A 14,991-nucleotide genomic window follows, 5' to 3' on the forward strand; every position below is an offset into this window, starting at 1 on the left:
GTGCTGACTAGTTGAAGAACTGGCCACGCACAGCTCCGTCGGGAAATTCTGAGGTGTGAATGTTGGAGTAGTAGTTCTGCGGGTTCTGTCGAACGCGCTTCACCACATCAGGGTTCTGCCCTTCGAGTCGTCCTGAGATCGCAAAGATTCCCTCCGGGACCGGCCTATTGAGCAGATCGAAGACCACATCGCCGTTCTCGCCGAATCGACCCTTGTGGATGTGCCCCTTCGAGGGGCTCTGGATATTTACCCAAGCCAGAGAGTAGTCCACAGAAGTACCCCTAGGGCGAAGGAAAGAGACTGCAAATCCATCTGGGTCACCGACCTTCGAAGTCTCGTCCTTCGGGACCTCTTGTGATCCGCTCGAGAACGCTCGCAGGCTTCCCCCCTTGATGACCTCCAGTGGGTTTACGTTGCGCGCAAGAGGCTTGAGCTGGCCGCGTACAGCACCGCCGGGAAACTCCTTGCTGTGAAGATTCACATAGAAACTAGAGGCATTCGTGCGAATGCTCTGTGCAAGCGCAGGGTCCGTCACGCTGACTTGGCCGGCCGCGGAGTGGACTGTGTCGGGCATCTCCGTGCCGAAGAGAGGAACCCTGACCTCACCATTCCGGCCCGCTGCCCCTTCGTGAATGTGGCCAAGGCTAGGTGTGAAGCCCTTCCAGCGCAGTGCGAACGTGACACGGTCACCCTTCACCTTGACGAGCGCTGCCGCCCTTGCGTCAGGGTCATTTACGGCCGGGCCTCCCGGGACAGGCACCTCGTTCGCTCCAGAAAGATCCGCCGCGAAGGAGAGTGCCCGTCCACTTGAGTCCACGGCACCAGCCGCACCGGCGCCTGCCGAGCCGTGCTGATGGGCATGGCCGGAGCCGGTGGGGCCATGCGTGGCCATGGCGGTGCCTGTCGATACGACCGCCGCGAGACCGACTGACATCGCCGTGACTGCAACGGTAAGTGTTCGCTTCTGCATGGCTTGGCATCCTTCTGTCTGGCCCGGCCGTGTGGCAGGGGCTCGCCGAGGGGTACGGGGGAGACAGAGTCGATAGTTCAAGCTTGGTCTTCTTTTTCTGAGGTGAACCTTGGCGGGGTCGCAGGCGTAGTAGGTAGCGAAACCCATGCCCGCCAGACCTACTGAGGACTTATCATGAAGGCATTTCCCATAACGCGTCGCGGAGTGATGCGCGTCTCTCTCCCGCTAGGTTCAGCGGCGCTCCTGTTTCTCAGCGCCTGCACTTCTCCTTCAGAGCCAAACAAGGCCGAGCCGGCTACTGCCTCCGCGCCAGCAACGGCGACCGTGACAGTGCAAGTAGCTGACTCGCCGGTGGGGCAGATCCTCGTTGATGGGTCAGGCCGAGCGCTGTACGGATTTACGAAGGACGAACCCGAGAGCCAAAGCGCCTGCGATGCCGACTGTATCGCTGTCTGGCCAGCACTCACGTCGAGTGCAGACGTCGCGGCGGGGAACGGTCTGGATGCAGCCAAGCTCGGCGAGATCAAGTTTACGGAGGGAGCTGAGCAGGTCACGTATGGCGACTGGCCCCTCTATTACTATGTGGGAGACACATCGCCGGGTGATGTTAACGGGCAAGGCCTCGATGATGAGTGGTTCGTCATCGGGGTGGACGGGAAACTGATCAAGCAGATGCCGAACTAGAGTCTGCTTCGCATCCACTTCCCGTGGCTTCCATTAGTCCCCAAGACGGCCAAATTCTGGCGCAGCGTCGATCGCCTTGACTTACGTAGGTGATCTTGGTCTGCCGTGATCCGCGCCATTGCACGTGTGATCACGGCGTCCGAGTCGTCAGGAAGGGAGCTGGTGGCTGGCGTTGCTCCGCTGCCAGTTCAGCCGGGCGCGTGCGCTGCGGCGTGATAACGCCGTCTGCTCGGCGAGGGGCCGCTGTCGGGGACAAACGCGCTGGAGGGCTCGGTGTTGTTGGTGGCCGCACACGTGCCTATCACGCGACGCCATGTCAGTTCGCACCGCTCTTTGGTGTCTGGAAGGGCCAGCCACCTCGTCAAGGCAGCTCAGCCTTCTTCTCGCATTGCGGCTCCGGAAGCAGCTTCGCAAGGCCACCGTGCCCATCGGGCGGCACCGAGGTTCCCGCCCCGCGACTACGCGATGACGGAGTGATCGATCCAGGAGTTGCCGGTACGGGGCGAATGACCATGTGGTCGTGGGGTAAACGATCACCCGATCGGTGGTCGTGGTTGCTGCCCGTTGCCACTGCTGGAATGGCATGGGAACGAGCCGAGGCGAAGGCCGTTGTAGGGAGGGCTACAGTGATCGCCGTCGTGAACTCCCGAGGCAGCGGGCGTCCCACGCAGCCTCGATCCTAGGCAGGGCAAACTGCTTGCCTGGAAGGCAGACCACATTCGACAGCTGACCGGTGTCGTTGGTCGTGTGTGGTGGGGGTTGAAGCACGCAGGTTGATCATGGCGGAGCCTCGCGTCACGAGGCTTTCGACGCCCTCATTCGCTGATCCGTGTGGCAGAGTTAGGGCAGATTGGCAGGCCGAAGAGATGGCGCGCTGGCTGATCGTCCGCGTCGTCGGGCTGTGGGCGCGGGTGCGAGGCACAAGCCGGTCGTCGTCGACCAGCTGCTGGCCACCCTGGTCTCGATTTGGCACGTTGTCACTCACGACGCCCTTGCCAGCTGGTTCGGTGTCGATCGCTCCACGATCACTCGCGGGGCTGGCGAGATCAGGCCTTTCCTGGCCGACCGAGGCTGCCGCATCGAGGGCGGCCTGCGTCTGCGAACGCTTGCTGACGTCATCGCGCATCGCGGCACCACTGGCCAGACAGCCCTGATGGACGCTAGCGACATCCGGGTCCGCCGGCCATCAGCACGCCGCGGCGGACACAGCCGTTTCATCTCCGGCAAGAGCTGCATCAACGCGATGGAAGCCCGCGTCTTCACCGACGAACGCGGACGCCTTCTGTTCTGCGGCGAGGTACGAGCGGGATCGGTTGCAGACATCACCCGAGTCCGGGATGCCGACCTGGCCGATCTTCTCGCCGCCTCGGGCTACCAGGGCCTGGCAGCACAGATCTACGGCTTTTCGTGGCTATCGTCGCGGATCTCTCCCCCCCCGGACCCGCAGGCGGTTGAAGCAGCGCAGAGAGCAGATACACGCTTAAGAACCAAGCGTCGAGCGCCGAAGTCTAGGCCGTGCTCATTGTCCCGGCGGGCTATGACCGGCTTGACAGGGAGGCGCCGGCCGAGGCGGCGACACTCATGATCGTAGTCGCGGTCACCAAGCACCGCGTCCTGCTGAAGCCGAGGTCGTCCCTGCTTGCCCCGCACCGGCGGCACAACTCGTAGGAGCGTTCCCAGTTGGTTGACGGCCGTCCACTCTACGTTCCCCGGGTACATGCACGGTGCCCGCATGGCAGGGCTGTGGCGAGGAAGTCGACGACCGCGTCCTGGACCACTTCTGGATGCGACAGGGGAACCTCGTGTGTTGCTTCCTCGATGTCTACTCGCGTCACGGGGCTATCGACGAGTTGGGTTACTGCGTCAGCCTGCGCACTACCAGCAGCGTCCCTCTGCCCGTGTATCACCAGCACGGGTAGCGTGATCGAGTTGAGCAGGTCCGTGACGCTCCAACCGCAGACATCGTCCGATGTCCAAACGTCATGCCAGCCACGGAAGGCTGCTTCGGGGTCATTGTGGAGGAGAGCAAGCTTGGGACTCAGGTTTCCAGCGTCGAACTCGGATCTCGCGACGTGGATGCTCTCGATGACGTGATCATCAACAGCGAGAATCGGTGCCACTAGCGCCAGCCCGGCGTAAGCCTGCTTGCCGTAATGCGCCGCATAGAGGAGGGCGATGGCGGCGCCTTCCCCGTGCCCTACCAAAACGGGCCGTGCGATGCCTAGTTGCTCAAGGACGTCGCGCAGTACGACAATCGCTTCGTGCTCTAGATGGTCTGCCGGCCGGGGGAGCGGCACTGACGCTGAGTCCCCATAGCCGTGCCGTGTATAGGTCAGAGTACGTCTGTCCGTTTCCGTGGCAATGGATGTGTGCACCCCGAACCAGCTGCCGATCGATCCCAGACCTTGGTGTAGAAAAACCAGAGGAGCCAAGTCGGATGATCCTTCGGTCAGCACGTAGTCGATAGCTCCGCCGACTACCTCAAGCCGAGACATGGCGTGTCCCCTGGCGCATGTGTTGCGGCGCTGCAGTGGTGCCCGTCGGCGGCCCCGGTCTGACACCGCTCGGTCTCCATCGCGATGCTGCTGAGATTCGGCGGGATGCAGTGGGCAGAATGACTCGCTTCATGATCATAGGTGCCTTGCGCGTTGTACTCGAGGTTGAGTGGGCTGCTCGCTACGTGGCCGCACCTCGACGGAATCGAGCGGTCTACAGTCCACGCTGGCTACTCAGCACCTTGCGATTCGGACACTACCGTTAGGATTTGGCGCAAGAGTACCTGGCTGAAAATCGATGCCCCTTCGATCTTCGAGGCATGTATCAATGTGCACGGCTGGCGCCTACCGCAGGCTGACTAGCGAGTTGACGCCGTGCTTCAGCAGGATCGTCTGGGGCCTGCCGCACGATCGGTTGGCTGCGCGATGCGGGGCCCTGATGGTGGGCCGTTCTGCCTGGCGGTTTTGCCGGGAGAACCGCCGGTGACGTGTGTTCCGCAAGAAGTGCGGCGAGTGCAAGAAGGCCGGCCCGCCAGTGCCAGAGGACTTCGTCCGCCGTGATTTCGTCGCGGAAGGCCCGAACGAGCCGTGGCGCGCCCGGCCCTTGTCCACTTCATCCGGCATGTCGGCGTGATCTGCAAGAGTGGTCAAGGCTTGCTAGAAACAAGTCGTGGCTTCCGGCTGTGGGGCTCGTTGGTCTGGTAGGGGGAGACCGGAGGGGATCAAGGCCGTTCTGGCGGCACAATTCCAGGCGTTGTTGAGGCATCTGGATGAGCGTCAGCGTCGGCTGGCTATGGGGCCGAAGCACTGTCGCTGGGGGCGGCATCAGGATCGTCGCCGCTGTAGCCGGGTCCGGGAGGCCACGGTCTCGCGGGGGCGCAGCTGAACTGGACTCCGGTCAGGTCCCGTTGGGGCGGGCGCTTCATCCCGGGGGAGGGCGGAAGATGGCGGCCGAGCTGGACTCTGGGCTGCGGCTGGCACTGTTGGCGCTGGTTGAGCCCGACGAACGGGGCGCTCCGATGTCGCCGCTGCGCTGGACGACGAAGTCGACCCGGCAGCTGGCGGCGGAGCTCACCCGCCAGGGGCACCGAGTCTCCGCCGACACCGTCGCCGGCCTGCTGCGGGAGGAAGCCTTCAGCCTGCAGGCCAACGCCAAGACCATCGAAGGTGCCCAGCACCCCGACACGGATGCCTAGGGCTTGCCGGGAAACAAGTCGTGGCTTCCAGCTGTGGGGCTCGTTGGTCTGGTATGGGGAGACCGGAAGGGATCGAGGCCGTTCTGGCGGTGAAGTTCCAGGTGTTGTTGCCGCATCTGGACGAGCGTCAGCGTCGGCTGGCCATAGGGGCGGAAGCACTGTCGCTGGGGCATGGCGGCATCAAGATCGTCGCCGCTGCAGCCGGGGTCCGGGAGGCCACGGTCTCGCGTGGGGCGGCTGAACTGGACTCCGGTCAGGCCCCGTTGGGGCGGGTGCGCCATCCCGGTGGAGGGCGGAAGAAGGCGGCCGAGCTGGACTCTGGGCTGCGGCCGGCACTGCTGGCGCTGGTCGAGCCCGACGAGCGGGGCGACCCGATGTCGCCGTTGCGCTGGACGACGAAGTCGACCCGGAAGCTGTCGGCGGAGCTCACCCGCCAGGGGCACCGGGTCTCCGCCGACACCGTCGCCGGTCTGCTGCGGGAGGAAGGCTTCAGCCTGCAGGCCAACGCCAAGACCATCGAAGGTGCCCAGCACCCCGACAGGGACGCCCAGTTCCGCTACCTCAACGAGCGGGCACGAGACCACAGGGACGCCGGTGACCCGGTGATCAGCGTGGACAGCAAGAAGAAGGAACTGATCGGCGACTACAGGAACGCCGGGCACGAATGGCAGCCTGCAGGACAACCCGTGAGGGTCAAGACGCACGACTTCCCCGGCCAGGCCGCCAAGGCGATTCCCTACGGAATCTACGATATGACGGCGAACACCGGCTGGGTCAGCATCGGCACCGATCACGACACGGCGGCGTTCGCCGTCGCCTCGATCCGCCGCTGGTGGCAGGCGGTCGGCCAACACGACTACCCCGGCGCCCGCCGGCTGCTGATCACCGCTGACGGTGGCGGCTCCAACGGCTACCGCACCCGGGGTTGGAAGACCCAGCTCGCCGATCTCGCCGCCGAGACCGGCCTTGAGATCACGGTGTGCCACCTTCCGCCCGGCACCTCGAAGTGGAACAAGATCGAGCACCGGCTGTTCTCCCACATCACCATGAACTGGCGAGGCAGGCCCCTGACCAGCCACGAAGTCATGCTCCAGACCATCGCCGCGACCACCAGCCGCACCGGCCTCACCGTCCGGGCCGAACTCGACAGCGGTGAGTACCCCACCGGCATCCGCATCAGCGACGACGAGATCGCCGCCCTGCCCATCACCCGCCACCGCTTCCACGGCGACTGGAACTACACCCTCCACCCCCAGCGACCGACGGACACGGCGACCACCACCAGCACACAAGACGAGACCCTGGCGGACGGACCGGCCCGCCTCACGCAGCGTTCGTTACAGGACCCGCAACTGACCGGGATGACCCGCCAGCAGTTCAACGAACTCATCGACGTACTGACTCCAGCGATGGAGATTCAACGCGAGCAAGTGCTCCGCACCCGCAGGGGCCACGAACGCCTGGTGGCCCCCGGCACAGGCGCCAAACCCAAGCTCACCTCAGCCGACCGAGTCCTGGCCACCGTGCTCCACCTGCGGAAACTCGCGACCATGGACCTCCTGGGCCAGCTCTTCAACACCACCGCCATGACCATCAGCCGCGCAGCGAAAGATGTCCGCCCGCTCCTGGAAGCCCACGGAATTCACATCCCCGCCTCGACCGCCCGCTTCCGCACACCGACTGACATCGAGAGATTCCTCGACCCCGACAAGAACAAGATCAAACCGACGTGTTGATTCCCGGCAAGCCCCTAGTAGGGCTTGGTCATGTTGGTGCAGGGTCCGGTATGTCGCGGTGACAGGTGGGGCAGGCGCCGGTCCAGGTCGCGAGGAGTATCTGCAGCTCGCGGACGACTCGGTAGAGGCTCAGGCCGGCGCCGTCTCTTTTGGGGATCGGCTCAGTCGCTGGAGGGTGCAGAAGGCGTGGGCTACTGAGACAAGGGTGACGTGGTGGTGCCAGCCTGGCCAGGTCCGGCCTTCGAAGTGGGCCAGGCCGAGGGCTTGTTTCATCTCGCGGTAGTCGTTCTCGATGCGCCAGCGGAGTTTCGCCGTGCGCACGAGGACGGGCAGCGGGGTGGTCTCGGGCAAGTTGGAGAGCCAGAACTGCACGGGCTCGTCCTGGTCGGCGGGCCATTCGGCCAGCAGCCAGCGGACCGGAAGCTCGGCGGTGGTCGCGGCCTTGCGGATCTCACGTCCGGCGGGCCGGATCCGCAGGGCCACGAAGCGCGAGTACATGCGCTTGAATCCGCTGCGGCCACTGCCCGGCCGTGATCCTTCCCTCCACTGCACCGGCCGTGCAGAGGATTTGCCGGCCGCGATGACCAGGTCTTTCACTCGCTGTGCCGACTCGGGGTATGCAGGGACCGGCCGCCGGCCCCTGCCGAGGTAGGCCGGGGTCGTAGGCTGTGCGTCCTCGGGGTGTGCGGTGGTTGTGGTCGAGATGCCCACCACGTAGTCGAGTCCGCGTGTCTCAAGGCCGAGCCGGAAGGCGGCGGTGTCCCCGTAGCCGCCGTCGGCGATGACCTGGGGCACTTCGATGCCCCAGGATCGAGTCTCATCGATCATGTCGAGGGCCAGCTGCCACTTCTCGACATGGCCCACCTGGGCAGGGATGGCGCACTTGTTACGGCGGGCGACCTTGGCCGGATCGGCTGTCGGTGAGGCGGGATCCCAGCTCCCTGGCAGGAACAGACGCCAGTTCACCGCCGCGGAGGCGCTGTTGGAAGCCAGGTGGAGCGAGACACCGGCCTGGCAGTTGGTGACCTTGCCCGCAGTGCCGGTGTACTGCCGGGTCACGCACGCCGACGCGTCCCCGTCCTTGAGGAATCCGGTGTCATCGATGACCAGCGCGATGGGCTTGATGACCGGCTGTATGCGCCAGGCCAGCCGGGCCCGCACATGCGCCGCATCCCATGGGCTGGAGGTCACGAAGTGGGCCAGGGCCTGCCGGTTACCTTCCTCGCCAAGGCGGGCGGCCATCGGCTCCACCGACTTGCGGCCGCCGTCCAGCAGCAGCCCCCGCAGATAGACGCCGCCCCACCGGCGCTGATCCGCCCGCGCGAACGGCTCGAACATCTCCGCCGCGAAGTCCTCCAGATCACACCGAACCGCGGCCAACTCCTCGCTCAGCACATCCAGTCAACGACACGGCCGATCAAGAAGACACGCCATGGCAAATCGCACATGACCAAGCACTACTAGTTCCGCTACCTCAATGAGCAGGCACGAGCGCATAGGGACGCCGGGACCCGGTGATCAGCGTGGACAGCAAGAGGAAGGAACCGATCGGCGACTACAAGAACGCCGGGCACGAATGGCAGCCCGCAGGGCAGCCCGTGCGGGTCAGACGCACCAGTTTCCCGGCCAGGCCGCGAAGGCGATGCCGTACGGAATCTACGACATGACGGCGAACACCGGCTGGGCCAGCACCGGCACCGAGCACGACACGGCGGCGTTTGCCGTCGCCTCGATCCGCCACTGGTGGCAGGCGGTCGGCCAGCACGAATACCCCTGCGCCCGCCGGCTGTTGATCACCGCTGACGGTGGCAGCTCCAACGGCTACCGCACCCGAGGCTGGAAGACCCAGCTCGCCGGTCTCGCCGCCGAGACCGGCCTTGAGATCACGGTGTGTCACCTTCCGCCGGCACTCAAACAACGGCTTTGGCCCGGCACCTCGAAGTGGAACAAGGTCGAGCACCTGCTGTTCTCCCACATCACCATGAACTGGCGTGGCAGGCCCCTGACCTGCCACGAAGTCATGCTCCAGACCATTCCCGCGACCACCAGCCGCACTGGCTTCACCGTCCAGGCTGAACTCGACAGCGGTGAAGTACCCCACTGGCGTCCGCGTCAGTGACGACGAGATGGCCGCCCTCCTATCACCTGCCACCGCTTCCAGGGCGACTGGAACTACACTTTCCATCACCAGCGCCCGATGGACACGGCGACCACCACCAGCACACAGGACGAATCCCTGGCGGACGGACAGGCCCGCCTCACGTGGCGTTCGCTACAGGACCGGAACTGACCGGGATGACCCGTCGGCAGCTCAACGAACTCATCGACGTGTTAACTCCAGCGATGGAGATTCAACGAGATCAAGTCCTGGTGGCCCCTGGTACAGGAGCCAAACCCATGCTCACCTCAGTTGACCGGGTCCTGGCCACCGTGCTCCACCTGCGAAAACTCGCAACCATGGACCTCCTGGGCCAGCTCTTCAACACCACCGCCATGACCACTAGCCGCGCAGAGAAAGATGTCCGCCCGCTCCTAGAAGCCTACGGGGTTCACCTCCCTGCTCGACCGCCCGCTTCCGCGCACCGACTGGCATCGCGAGATTCCTCGAACTCGACAAAAGGAAGAGCAAACGAAAGTGTTGATTCCCGGCAAGTCCTTACAGTAATCGGCTATCTGCCCAGGTCAGGGTGGTACATGGCACCCATCAGGCATCGATGCTGACGAGTTGCTTGCCGTCGGAGGTTCGTACCTCGAAGTGGTCGATGTCGTTGGGTGCCATGCCCGTGCCGCCGTGCACGTAGAGCGGGTTCTTGCCCCTCTCGTCTGTGCTGGCTGGCAACCCGTAGCCCCACTTCGGAACGGACCAAGAGGTCACCACCTCCTCGTTACCGGTCTTGGAGACAGCAATCAAACTGCACTTCAGGGGCCCCTTGACGTTCTTCAGCTCCAGAACGGCATGCGTTCCCCAGGACTTGGTCTCGGTGCCCACCGTCGCGACGGCCTTGCTCACCGGGTCGGTGGCCGCCGTCTTGCGATCCATGTGATTGAAGAAGGCGTCCTCAGCCGGACTCGTCGAGTGAGCATGCGGCAGAGCCACGCTGCTACCCGCATCCTCAGAAGTAATGGCAGTGGCGGCCAACGGCCCACCGACGATCAGCGCCGCCGCAGCAGCAACGAGATAGAGACCACGCCGGCGCTTGGTCCGACGCTCCGTCACCACCACATCGACCAGCCGGTCCAGCACGCGCGCATCCGGCTGCGCATACAACCTGGAAGATTCCCAGTCCGAAGCCGGAGCAGCCTCCGCCATCATGCCAAGCAGAGGCTCAAGCCGCATAAACTCCTCCAACTGCTCCGCGCAGGCATCGCACCCAGCCATATGCTGCTCAAAAGCCGCTGCCTCCACCACATCCAGCACACCCAGGGCATACGCCCCCACAGCCTCGTGCTCAGAAGAAATCTCTCTCGCAGTCATCGCGTCTCTGCTCCTTCCTCAAGCGCATGCTTCAAGGAATGCAGACCCTCAGTGCTATGGACAATTATAGGAACGCCGCCTACTGCATAGCCGGAGATCTCATTTCCGTCATTATCGAGTGACCCAGTGATCTGATGGTTCCTCACGGAAGCTCCCTTCGTGCGTATCGTCTGCCCTCTTGGGCCAACCCTCTCGCCGGGGAATACGGGAGCAGTCCGTGAAGAGTTCAGTGTCTCGTCTGTGCGCGACTTTGGGGTTACGTTCGGTCGCGTGCGCCGCCCCGTAGGGGCTCACACGCTGACGGCCCGTGCGAACAGCCCGTCGCGGAAGAGTGTGGGCAAAGCGGCGCCTTGATCAACTCCTGCGGCGCTCCTTCCCGCGGCAGAGGCCGGGTGGGTCGCCATGTTACGGCGAGCCGGCGGATCCCCCTTGGGGCCTGGTCCACCGGCGGCTTCTCCTATTTTCGAGGACCGAGGGGGCGACCGTGGGTGCTCGGTGCTTTGCCTCGGTGCCAGGCTCTCGGAATCAGCTCTAGCCCGTCGCTGCTCGAGGTGGGGAGGACATGATTCCTCGATGCAGCGACGGGCAGACCCTGGTGCCCGGGGGCGGGACGCCAGGGAGATTTCTCGCGGAAGCGGGAGGGATGGGAAAGGTGATCGCGCGGAAGCTAGTCAAATTGAGGTACTGCCTACCAGGATTGTGCTATGCCCAGGGATTCATGCTCTGACTTCTTGGTGAACTATACAGTTGACGGGCTGGGAAATTCAGGCATGGCCATCGGCTCGAATGTCCCAGGGATTAGGCGCCGACGGTGCGGCAGTCGCATACGCTGACGCACTGCGAAGGAATCATCAGCTGGCCCAGAGCGTGTGAGGTGGGAGTCCTAGCAGACAAAGGCGTCGGTATTGCGGGTCGGCATTGGCAGGGGGTGCCCGGATCCCTTTCCGTGGGAGCTCTCCAGGCTGCGGGCTTGCAGCGACTGATGCGTAGCGCGACGGGGCGCGTGTGGTGTCTGTGCTCGTTGCCCCGCGCCTGCGCGGTGTGGGACGCAGGGAGGCTGCCGCGTATTGCTGCCACTTACGCACGCTTTCCGGTCGCCCTCCGCCTCATTCGGGCACGAGAGTCTTTCTGCGGCTGGGTTTGTCGTGTTGGGCCGCCGGAGGGCTGCTCCCAGCTAGTGCTCTGTCCAGGAAGGCCTGCGGGGTTGCTCGCACGATCTGGCTGCCGTGCTGATCCCTGAGCTGGCTGGGTCTGGAGGGCCTGGGATGATCGGCGACATGACGTGCGATGTGTGCGGTGGCGAGTCGGCCGGTGCCCCCGATTCGATTCCGCCGAGTTCGGATGCCGGAATGTGGGTTGTGTGTGGGCAGTGTCTTGCGACCGTTGTCGTCATGGACTCCGGCGAGGTCCTCCGTCCGCCGTATCGACCCACCTCAGGCCGGTGGTGTGCCGCTGTGGACGAGTCCTGCACGCCTGAGATTGAGCATGCTGTCGTGACGAGGACTCTGACGTTGTGTGGAGCGGACATTGGCCGAGAAGGGTTCATCGGGTACGGCTACTCGTGGTCGCCGCTGAGGCAGACGGCCTGCGCAAAGTGCCGGTCGGTCGCCGTCAAGGTGGACGAGCGGTGGCCGGCCGGCCACCGCGGACGTGGGGCAGGCACCCACACCAGCTGTTGACAGGGCGGTGCCCGGATGGCTCCCGGCTTGGCAACTTCAGGTTGCCGTGGGGAGGGCGCGTACTCCCCATCGGATGGCTTTCTCGCTGCGAATGCGAGCCCCCTCGCGTCGTTGGGCAGCCAGCACGTCCGGGTGCCGGGCGTTGGTGTTGAGCTGACGCAGATAGGCGTGCAGGGCCCTGGTCTGGACGGGGTGGTCGAAGTTGGCGATGGTGAACTGCCGCAGCGGTACGAAGTGGGCTTCGATCGGATTGGCCCAGGACGCGTAGGACGGGTGAAGCACAGTTCGACCCCGCTCTTCCTGGCCCAGCGTCGGATCCGCTCGCCTTTGTGGGCAGACAGGTTGTCAAGGATCACTGGTGACATCCGATCTGACCGTTGGGGGGTGCATGCTCAGGAAGGAGAGCCCCGTCCGCCTTACTGCCGCGGCTGGGCGCCGAGGATGTTCGCGGAGGGTCCCCTGCCGGCGGCTGGGTTCGCTGCGTAGTCGACCGAGTAGGAGTGTTAACCGTTCAGCTCTATTGTCTTCGCTGGACCGCGATGCCAGGGTTGCCGATCGTGTCTGTCGCGGACGGTGATGTGCGCGGTGTCCGCGACGATCAAGCTGTGGTGCGTGCCGAGGCGCGTGGCCGTTGCCGCCGCAGAGGGGAATCGACTTCTGGCGCCAGGGCCGATGCCGGTCTGTGGCTCGGGTGGGGTGCTGGGGTGTCGTCCTGGAGGAGATGTGCCAGCCCAGGCTGTCCTTGTTCGCCGGACACGAGGTGGATCTGAGTGATCCGGTCTTCTGGGCGTCGCCCGGTGCCTGTTCGTCCGGGGCGTTCGGGCGGTGGCCCTCAGCGTCGGTTCGGTGGCTGCCTGTTGGTTAGATCTGGCCCGGTTCGGCAAGCCCGGCATGTGGTAGAGGCGGGGGCTCCGCATCTTCGATGGCAGTGAAGTGGGCATCTGAGAGGCAGGATGGTGGATTTCACGACACGGGTCGCACTGCAATCATTTACCGCAAGATGATCACGAAGGGCGGGCCCTAGAAGGGTCCTCGCGGGGATATTGGGGTTGAGCCCCAATGACCGGCTCCGGTGACCAAGTTGTCCTGTTAGTGGCCTTGGCCCCTTGTCGAACGTCTGCAGAGACCACAATGACCGTTTCGGCCGAGCATGCAGTTGCACCGGCAGTGGCCCTCGCGCCGTGAGCACCGTTGATTCCTCGCTGGCGCCGTGGATGCACGCGCCGAGCTCGGGAGGGTCCGATGGGTGAGACGCAGTTCCCTGGGAGCGAGTCGAGTCCGATTGCCTTCAGCGAGGCTGGAGGGGCAAGCGCGACTGTGACGGGTGTGCGGCTGCCCCACCTGCCGCAAGCGTCCAGTGCTGCCCGTGCGATTACTGCTGCAGCCCTCGCTGACTGGGGGGTGAGTGGAGAGGTGGCTGAAGCGGCCATTCTGGTGGTATCGGAGTTGGTCACGAACGCGATCGAACACGCGAGACCCCCAGTCGTGCTCAACCTGATCTGTGACCGAAGTCGTCATCAGCTGCGACTGGAAGTCGTCGATGGCGGGCCTTCTCCCCGTGCGGGTAGGTGGGTCGCTTCCTGCGAGTCCGACGAACACGGGCGTGGCTTGGGAATCGTGGGTGCCCTTGCGAAAGCGCACGGTGTGCACCCCGGCGCCGGGTCTACGACTCATTGGGCATGTCTGCCCACCGAAGGCTCAAGCTGAGGGTGGGCCAGACGCGAACCGGTGAACGTGCCAGGTGGTGCTGCCATGCGGGCCTGCTGATGGCCTGGGTTCGCTACGCGCACGGGCCGGCGAGGGTTCACTCAGATTAGAGAAATTTCGTTTTGAACAATCCTCGGGCTGGGGTGCGTACTGACTGGTGTAGGTCGAACTTTACGGCCGAGCACATGCCGGAGGGCGAAGGCGATCGAATCGCACCCCTAGCGGCACTCGTCAACAGCATGTACTCATCAATCTCCCTCGCTGAGTGCGAGGGAGCGGAAACGGAGATCGTCATGATCAGCGCAGCCGATCGCTACCGCCAGGAGTGGGCGACCAAGACGGGACGCAACCCGGTTGATGTGTACGTTCCTGCCGCTCTCCTCAAGGAGAAGGGGCAGGAAGTGGGTAGTCTGCACGAGATGCGGACAAGGCAGCGCATGCCCATGAAGCTTGCGCTCCTGTCCTCTGCCCGCGTGGCCGCCTGACTTCCCTGAGGCAGGGGACTGCGATCCGTACGCCTCGTGACACCTTGTCGTGACGCGGCCCCGCCCCGAGTCCCACGGATTGGGGCCTCGGCCGTGATCCCGAGGAGCTCAGACGGAGAGTGGGAACCGAGAGAAGTCGATGTTCCGGTTGCGCAGAGGTGGTTTGCAGTGGGCCAGGCCGCGCGTGCCGAAGGATGCGTGATTGGGGTCTGCGGATGCCCTTCGCGGAGCCGCAGCGTGACTCGTTTCTTGACTCACAAGCCCTCAGATTTCTTGTCTCCGGAACTCTCTCCGGCTACAAGCTACGACTGTCGACTGTCGCCCGGCATGAATGCTGTGTAGACGAGGGGCATTTCGTCCTCGGGCATGGGTTGGGTGCTCAGCTGACGATCTGCTTCAAGCCCACTTGCGGCCCTCGGTCCTGCCTGCTCAATGCAGCTGCGTCTCCTGTCGGCACTGCGCGGGACCCTGTAGGTAAGGGGCGAACACTGGGTGGTCGTGGCGGCTCGGGGTGGTGCGTGCGCTTTCGTTCAATGAGGTGCATTCGTCGTCCGGAGCCGTTCG

The 14,991-nt window shown here is 64.5% G+C and carries 9 protein-coding genes and 3 pseudogenes; 7 read left to right on the forward strand and 5 right to left on the reverse strand.

Translation table 11 applies throughout. The features are described 5' to 3' along the window. Nucleotides 1-7 precede the first annotated feature (7 nt). Nucleotides 8-970 (reverse strand): CHRD domain-containing protein, encoded by a 963-nt coding sequence (locus JE024_RS38990; RefSeq protein WP_205378709.1) that lies wholly within the window; start codon nt 968-970, stop codon nt 8-10. Nucleotides 971-1,144: 174 nt separating this feature from the next. Here JE024_RS38990 and JE024_RS38995 point away from each other — a divergent pair, with 174 nt between their 5' ends. After that, entirely contained in the window at nt 1,145-1,654 is a 510-nt protein-coding gene (locus JE024_RS38995; protein ID WP_205378710.1) for a COG4315 family predicted lipoprotein, read from the forward strand. A 901-nt stretch (nt 1,655-2,555) separates the two neighbouring features. Then, nucleotides 2,556-3,239 carry a helix-turn-helix domain-containing protein gene (locus JE024_RS39000; protein ID WP_205378711.1) on the forward strand — a complete coding sequence of 228 codons (684 nt, stop codon included), beginning with the start codon at nt 2,556-2,558 and terminating at the stop codon, nt 3,237-3,239. A 115-nt stretch (nt 3,240-3,354) separates the two neighbouring features. On the opposite strand, the gene JE024_RS39005 is transcribed toward JE024_RS39000, so the two are convergent. Continuing rightward, complete coding sequence (locus JE024_RS39005; RefSeq protein ID WP_205378712.1) at nt 3,355-4,110, reverse strand: alpha/beta fold hydrolase; 756 nt, start codon at nt 4,108-4,110, stop codon at nt 3,355-3,357. Nucleotides 4,111-4,870: 760 nt separating this feature from the next. Between JE024_RS39005 and JE024_RS39010 the strand changes: the two are divergent. Next, a pseudogene (locus tag JE024_RS39010) lies at nt 4,871-5,339 on the forward strand (ISAzo13-like element transposase-related protein); the annotation flags it as partial. Nucleotides 5,340-5,398: 59 nt separating this feature from the next. Further along, the gene (locus JE024_RS39015) at nt 5,399-7,081 is read left to right on the forward strand and encodes an ISAzo13 family transposase (RefSeq protein WP_244883465.1); all 1,683 of its coding nucleotides are present in this window, start codon (nt 5,399-5,401) and stop codon (nt 7,079-7,081) included. 129 nt (nt 7,082-7,210) lie between these two features. Here JE024_RS39015 and JE024_RS39020 read toward each other — a convergent pair whose 3' ends face one another. Next, entirely contained in the window at nt 7,211-8,476 is a 1,266-nt protein-coding gene (locus tag JE024_RS39020; protein WP_205374336.1) for an IS701 family transposase, read from the reverse strand. Between the two features lie 128 nt (nt 8,477-8,604). Between JE024_RS39020 and JE024_RS39025 the strand changes: the two are divergent. After that, nucleotides 8,605-9,200, forward strand: a pseudogene (locus JE024_RS39025) (ISAzo13 family transposase). Between the two features lie 585 nt (nt 9,201-9,785). Here JE024_RS39025 and JE024_RS39030 read toward each other — a convergent pair. Together JE024_RS39030 and JE024_RS39035 are read right to left on the reverse strand one after the other, a co-directional pair. Further along, the gene (locus JE024_RS39030; protein ID WP_205378714.1) at nt 9,786-10,556 is read right to left on the reverse strand and encodes an anti-sigma factor family protein; all 771 of its coding nucleotides are present in this window, start codon (nt 10,554-10,556) and stop codon (nt 9,786-9,788) included. Nucleotides 10,557-12,271: 1,715 nt separating this feature from the next. Next, nucleotides 12,272-12,591, reverse strand: a pseudogene (locus JE024_RS39035) (transposase); the annotation flags it as partial. A gap of 886 nt (nt 12,592-13,477) precedes the next feature. Between JE024_RS39035 and JE024_RS39040 the strand changes: the two are divergent. Then, entirely contained in the window at nt 13,478-13,942 is a 465-nt protein-coding gene (locus tag JE024_RS39040; protein ID WP_205378715.1) for an ATP-binding protein, read from the forward strand. A gap of 293 nt (nt 13,943-14,235) precedes the next feature. Beyond that, nucleotides 14,236-14,427 carry a hypothetical protein gene (locus tag JE024_RS39045; protein ID WP_205378716.1) on the forward strand — a complete coding sequence of 64 codons (192 nt, stop codon included), beginning with the start codon at nt 14,236-14,238 and terminating at the stop codon, nt 14,425-14,427. Nucleotides 14,428-14,991 lie beyond the last annotated feature (564 nt).

It is taken from the genome of Streptomyces zhihengii, assembly GCF_016919245.1.
GTDB lineage: Bacteria > Actinomycetota > Actinomycetes > Streptomycetales > Streptomycetaceae > Streptomyces > Streptomyces zhihengii.

What these genes read in the sequence shown, in the direction of transcription:
- JE024_RS38995 (WP_205378710.1), top strand. Translation starts at nt 1,145, where the DNA reads ATGAAGGCATTTCCCATAACGCGTCGCGGAGTGATGCGCGTCTCTCTC.
- JE024_RS39030 (WP_205378714.1), bottom strand. Translation starts at nt 10,556, where the DNA reads ATGACTGCGAGAGAGATTTCTTCTGAGCACGAGGCTGTGGGGGCGTAT.
- JE024_RS38990 (WP_205378709.1), bottom strand. Translation starts at nt 970, where the DNA reads ATGCAGAAGCGAACACTTACCGTTGCAGTCACGGCGATGTCAGTCGGT.
- JE024_RS39045 (WP_205378716.1), top strand. Translation starts at nt 14,236, where the DNA reads ATGATCAGCGCAGCCGATCGCTACCGCCAGGAGTGGGCGACCAAGACG.
- JE024_RS39015 (WP_244883465.1), top strand. Translation starts at nt 5,399, where the DNA reads ATGGGGAGACCGGAAGGGATCGAGGCCGTTCTGGCGGTGAAGTTCCAG.
- JE024_RS39040 (WP_205378715.1), top strand. Translation starts at nt 13,478, where the DNA reads ATGGGTGAGACGCAGTTCCCTGGGAGCGAGTCGAGTCCGATTGCCTTC.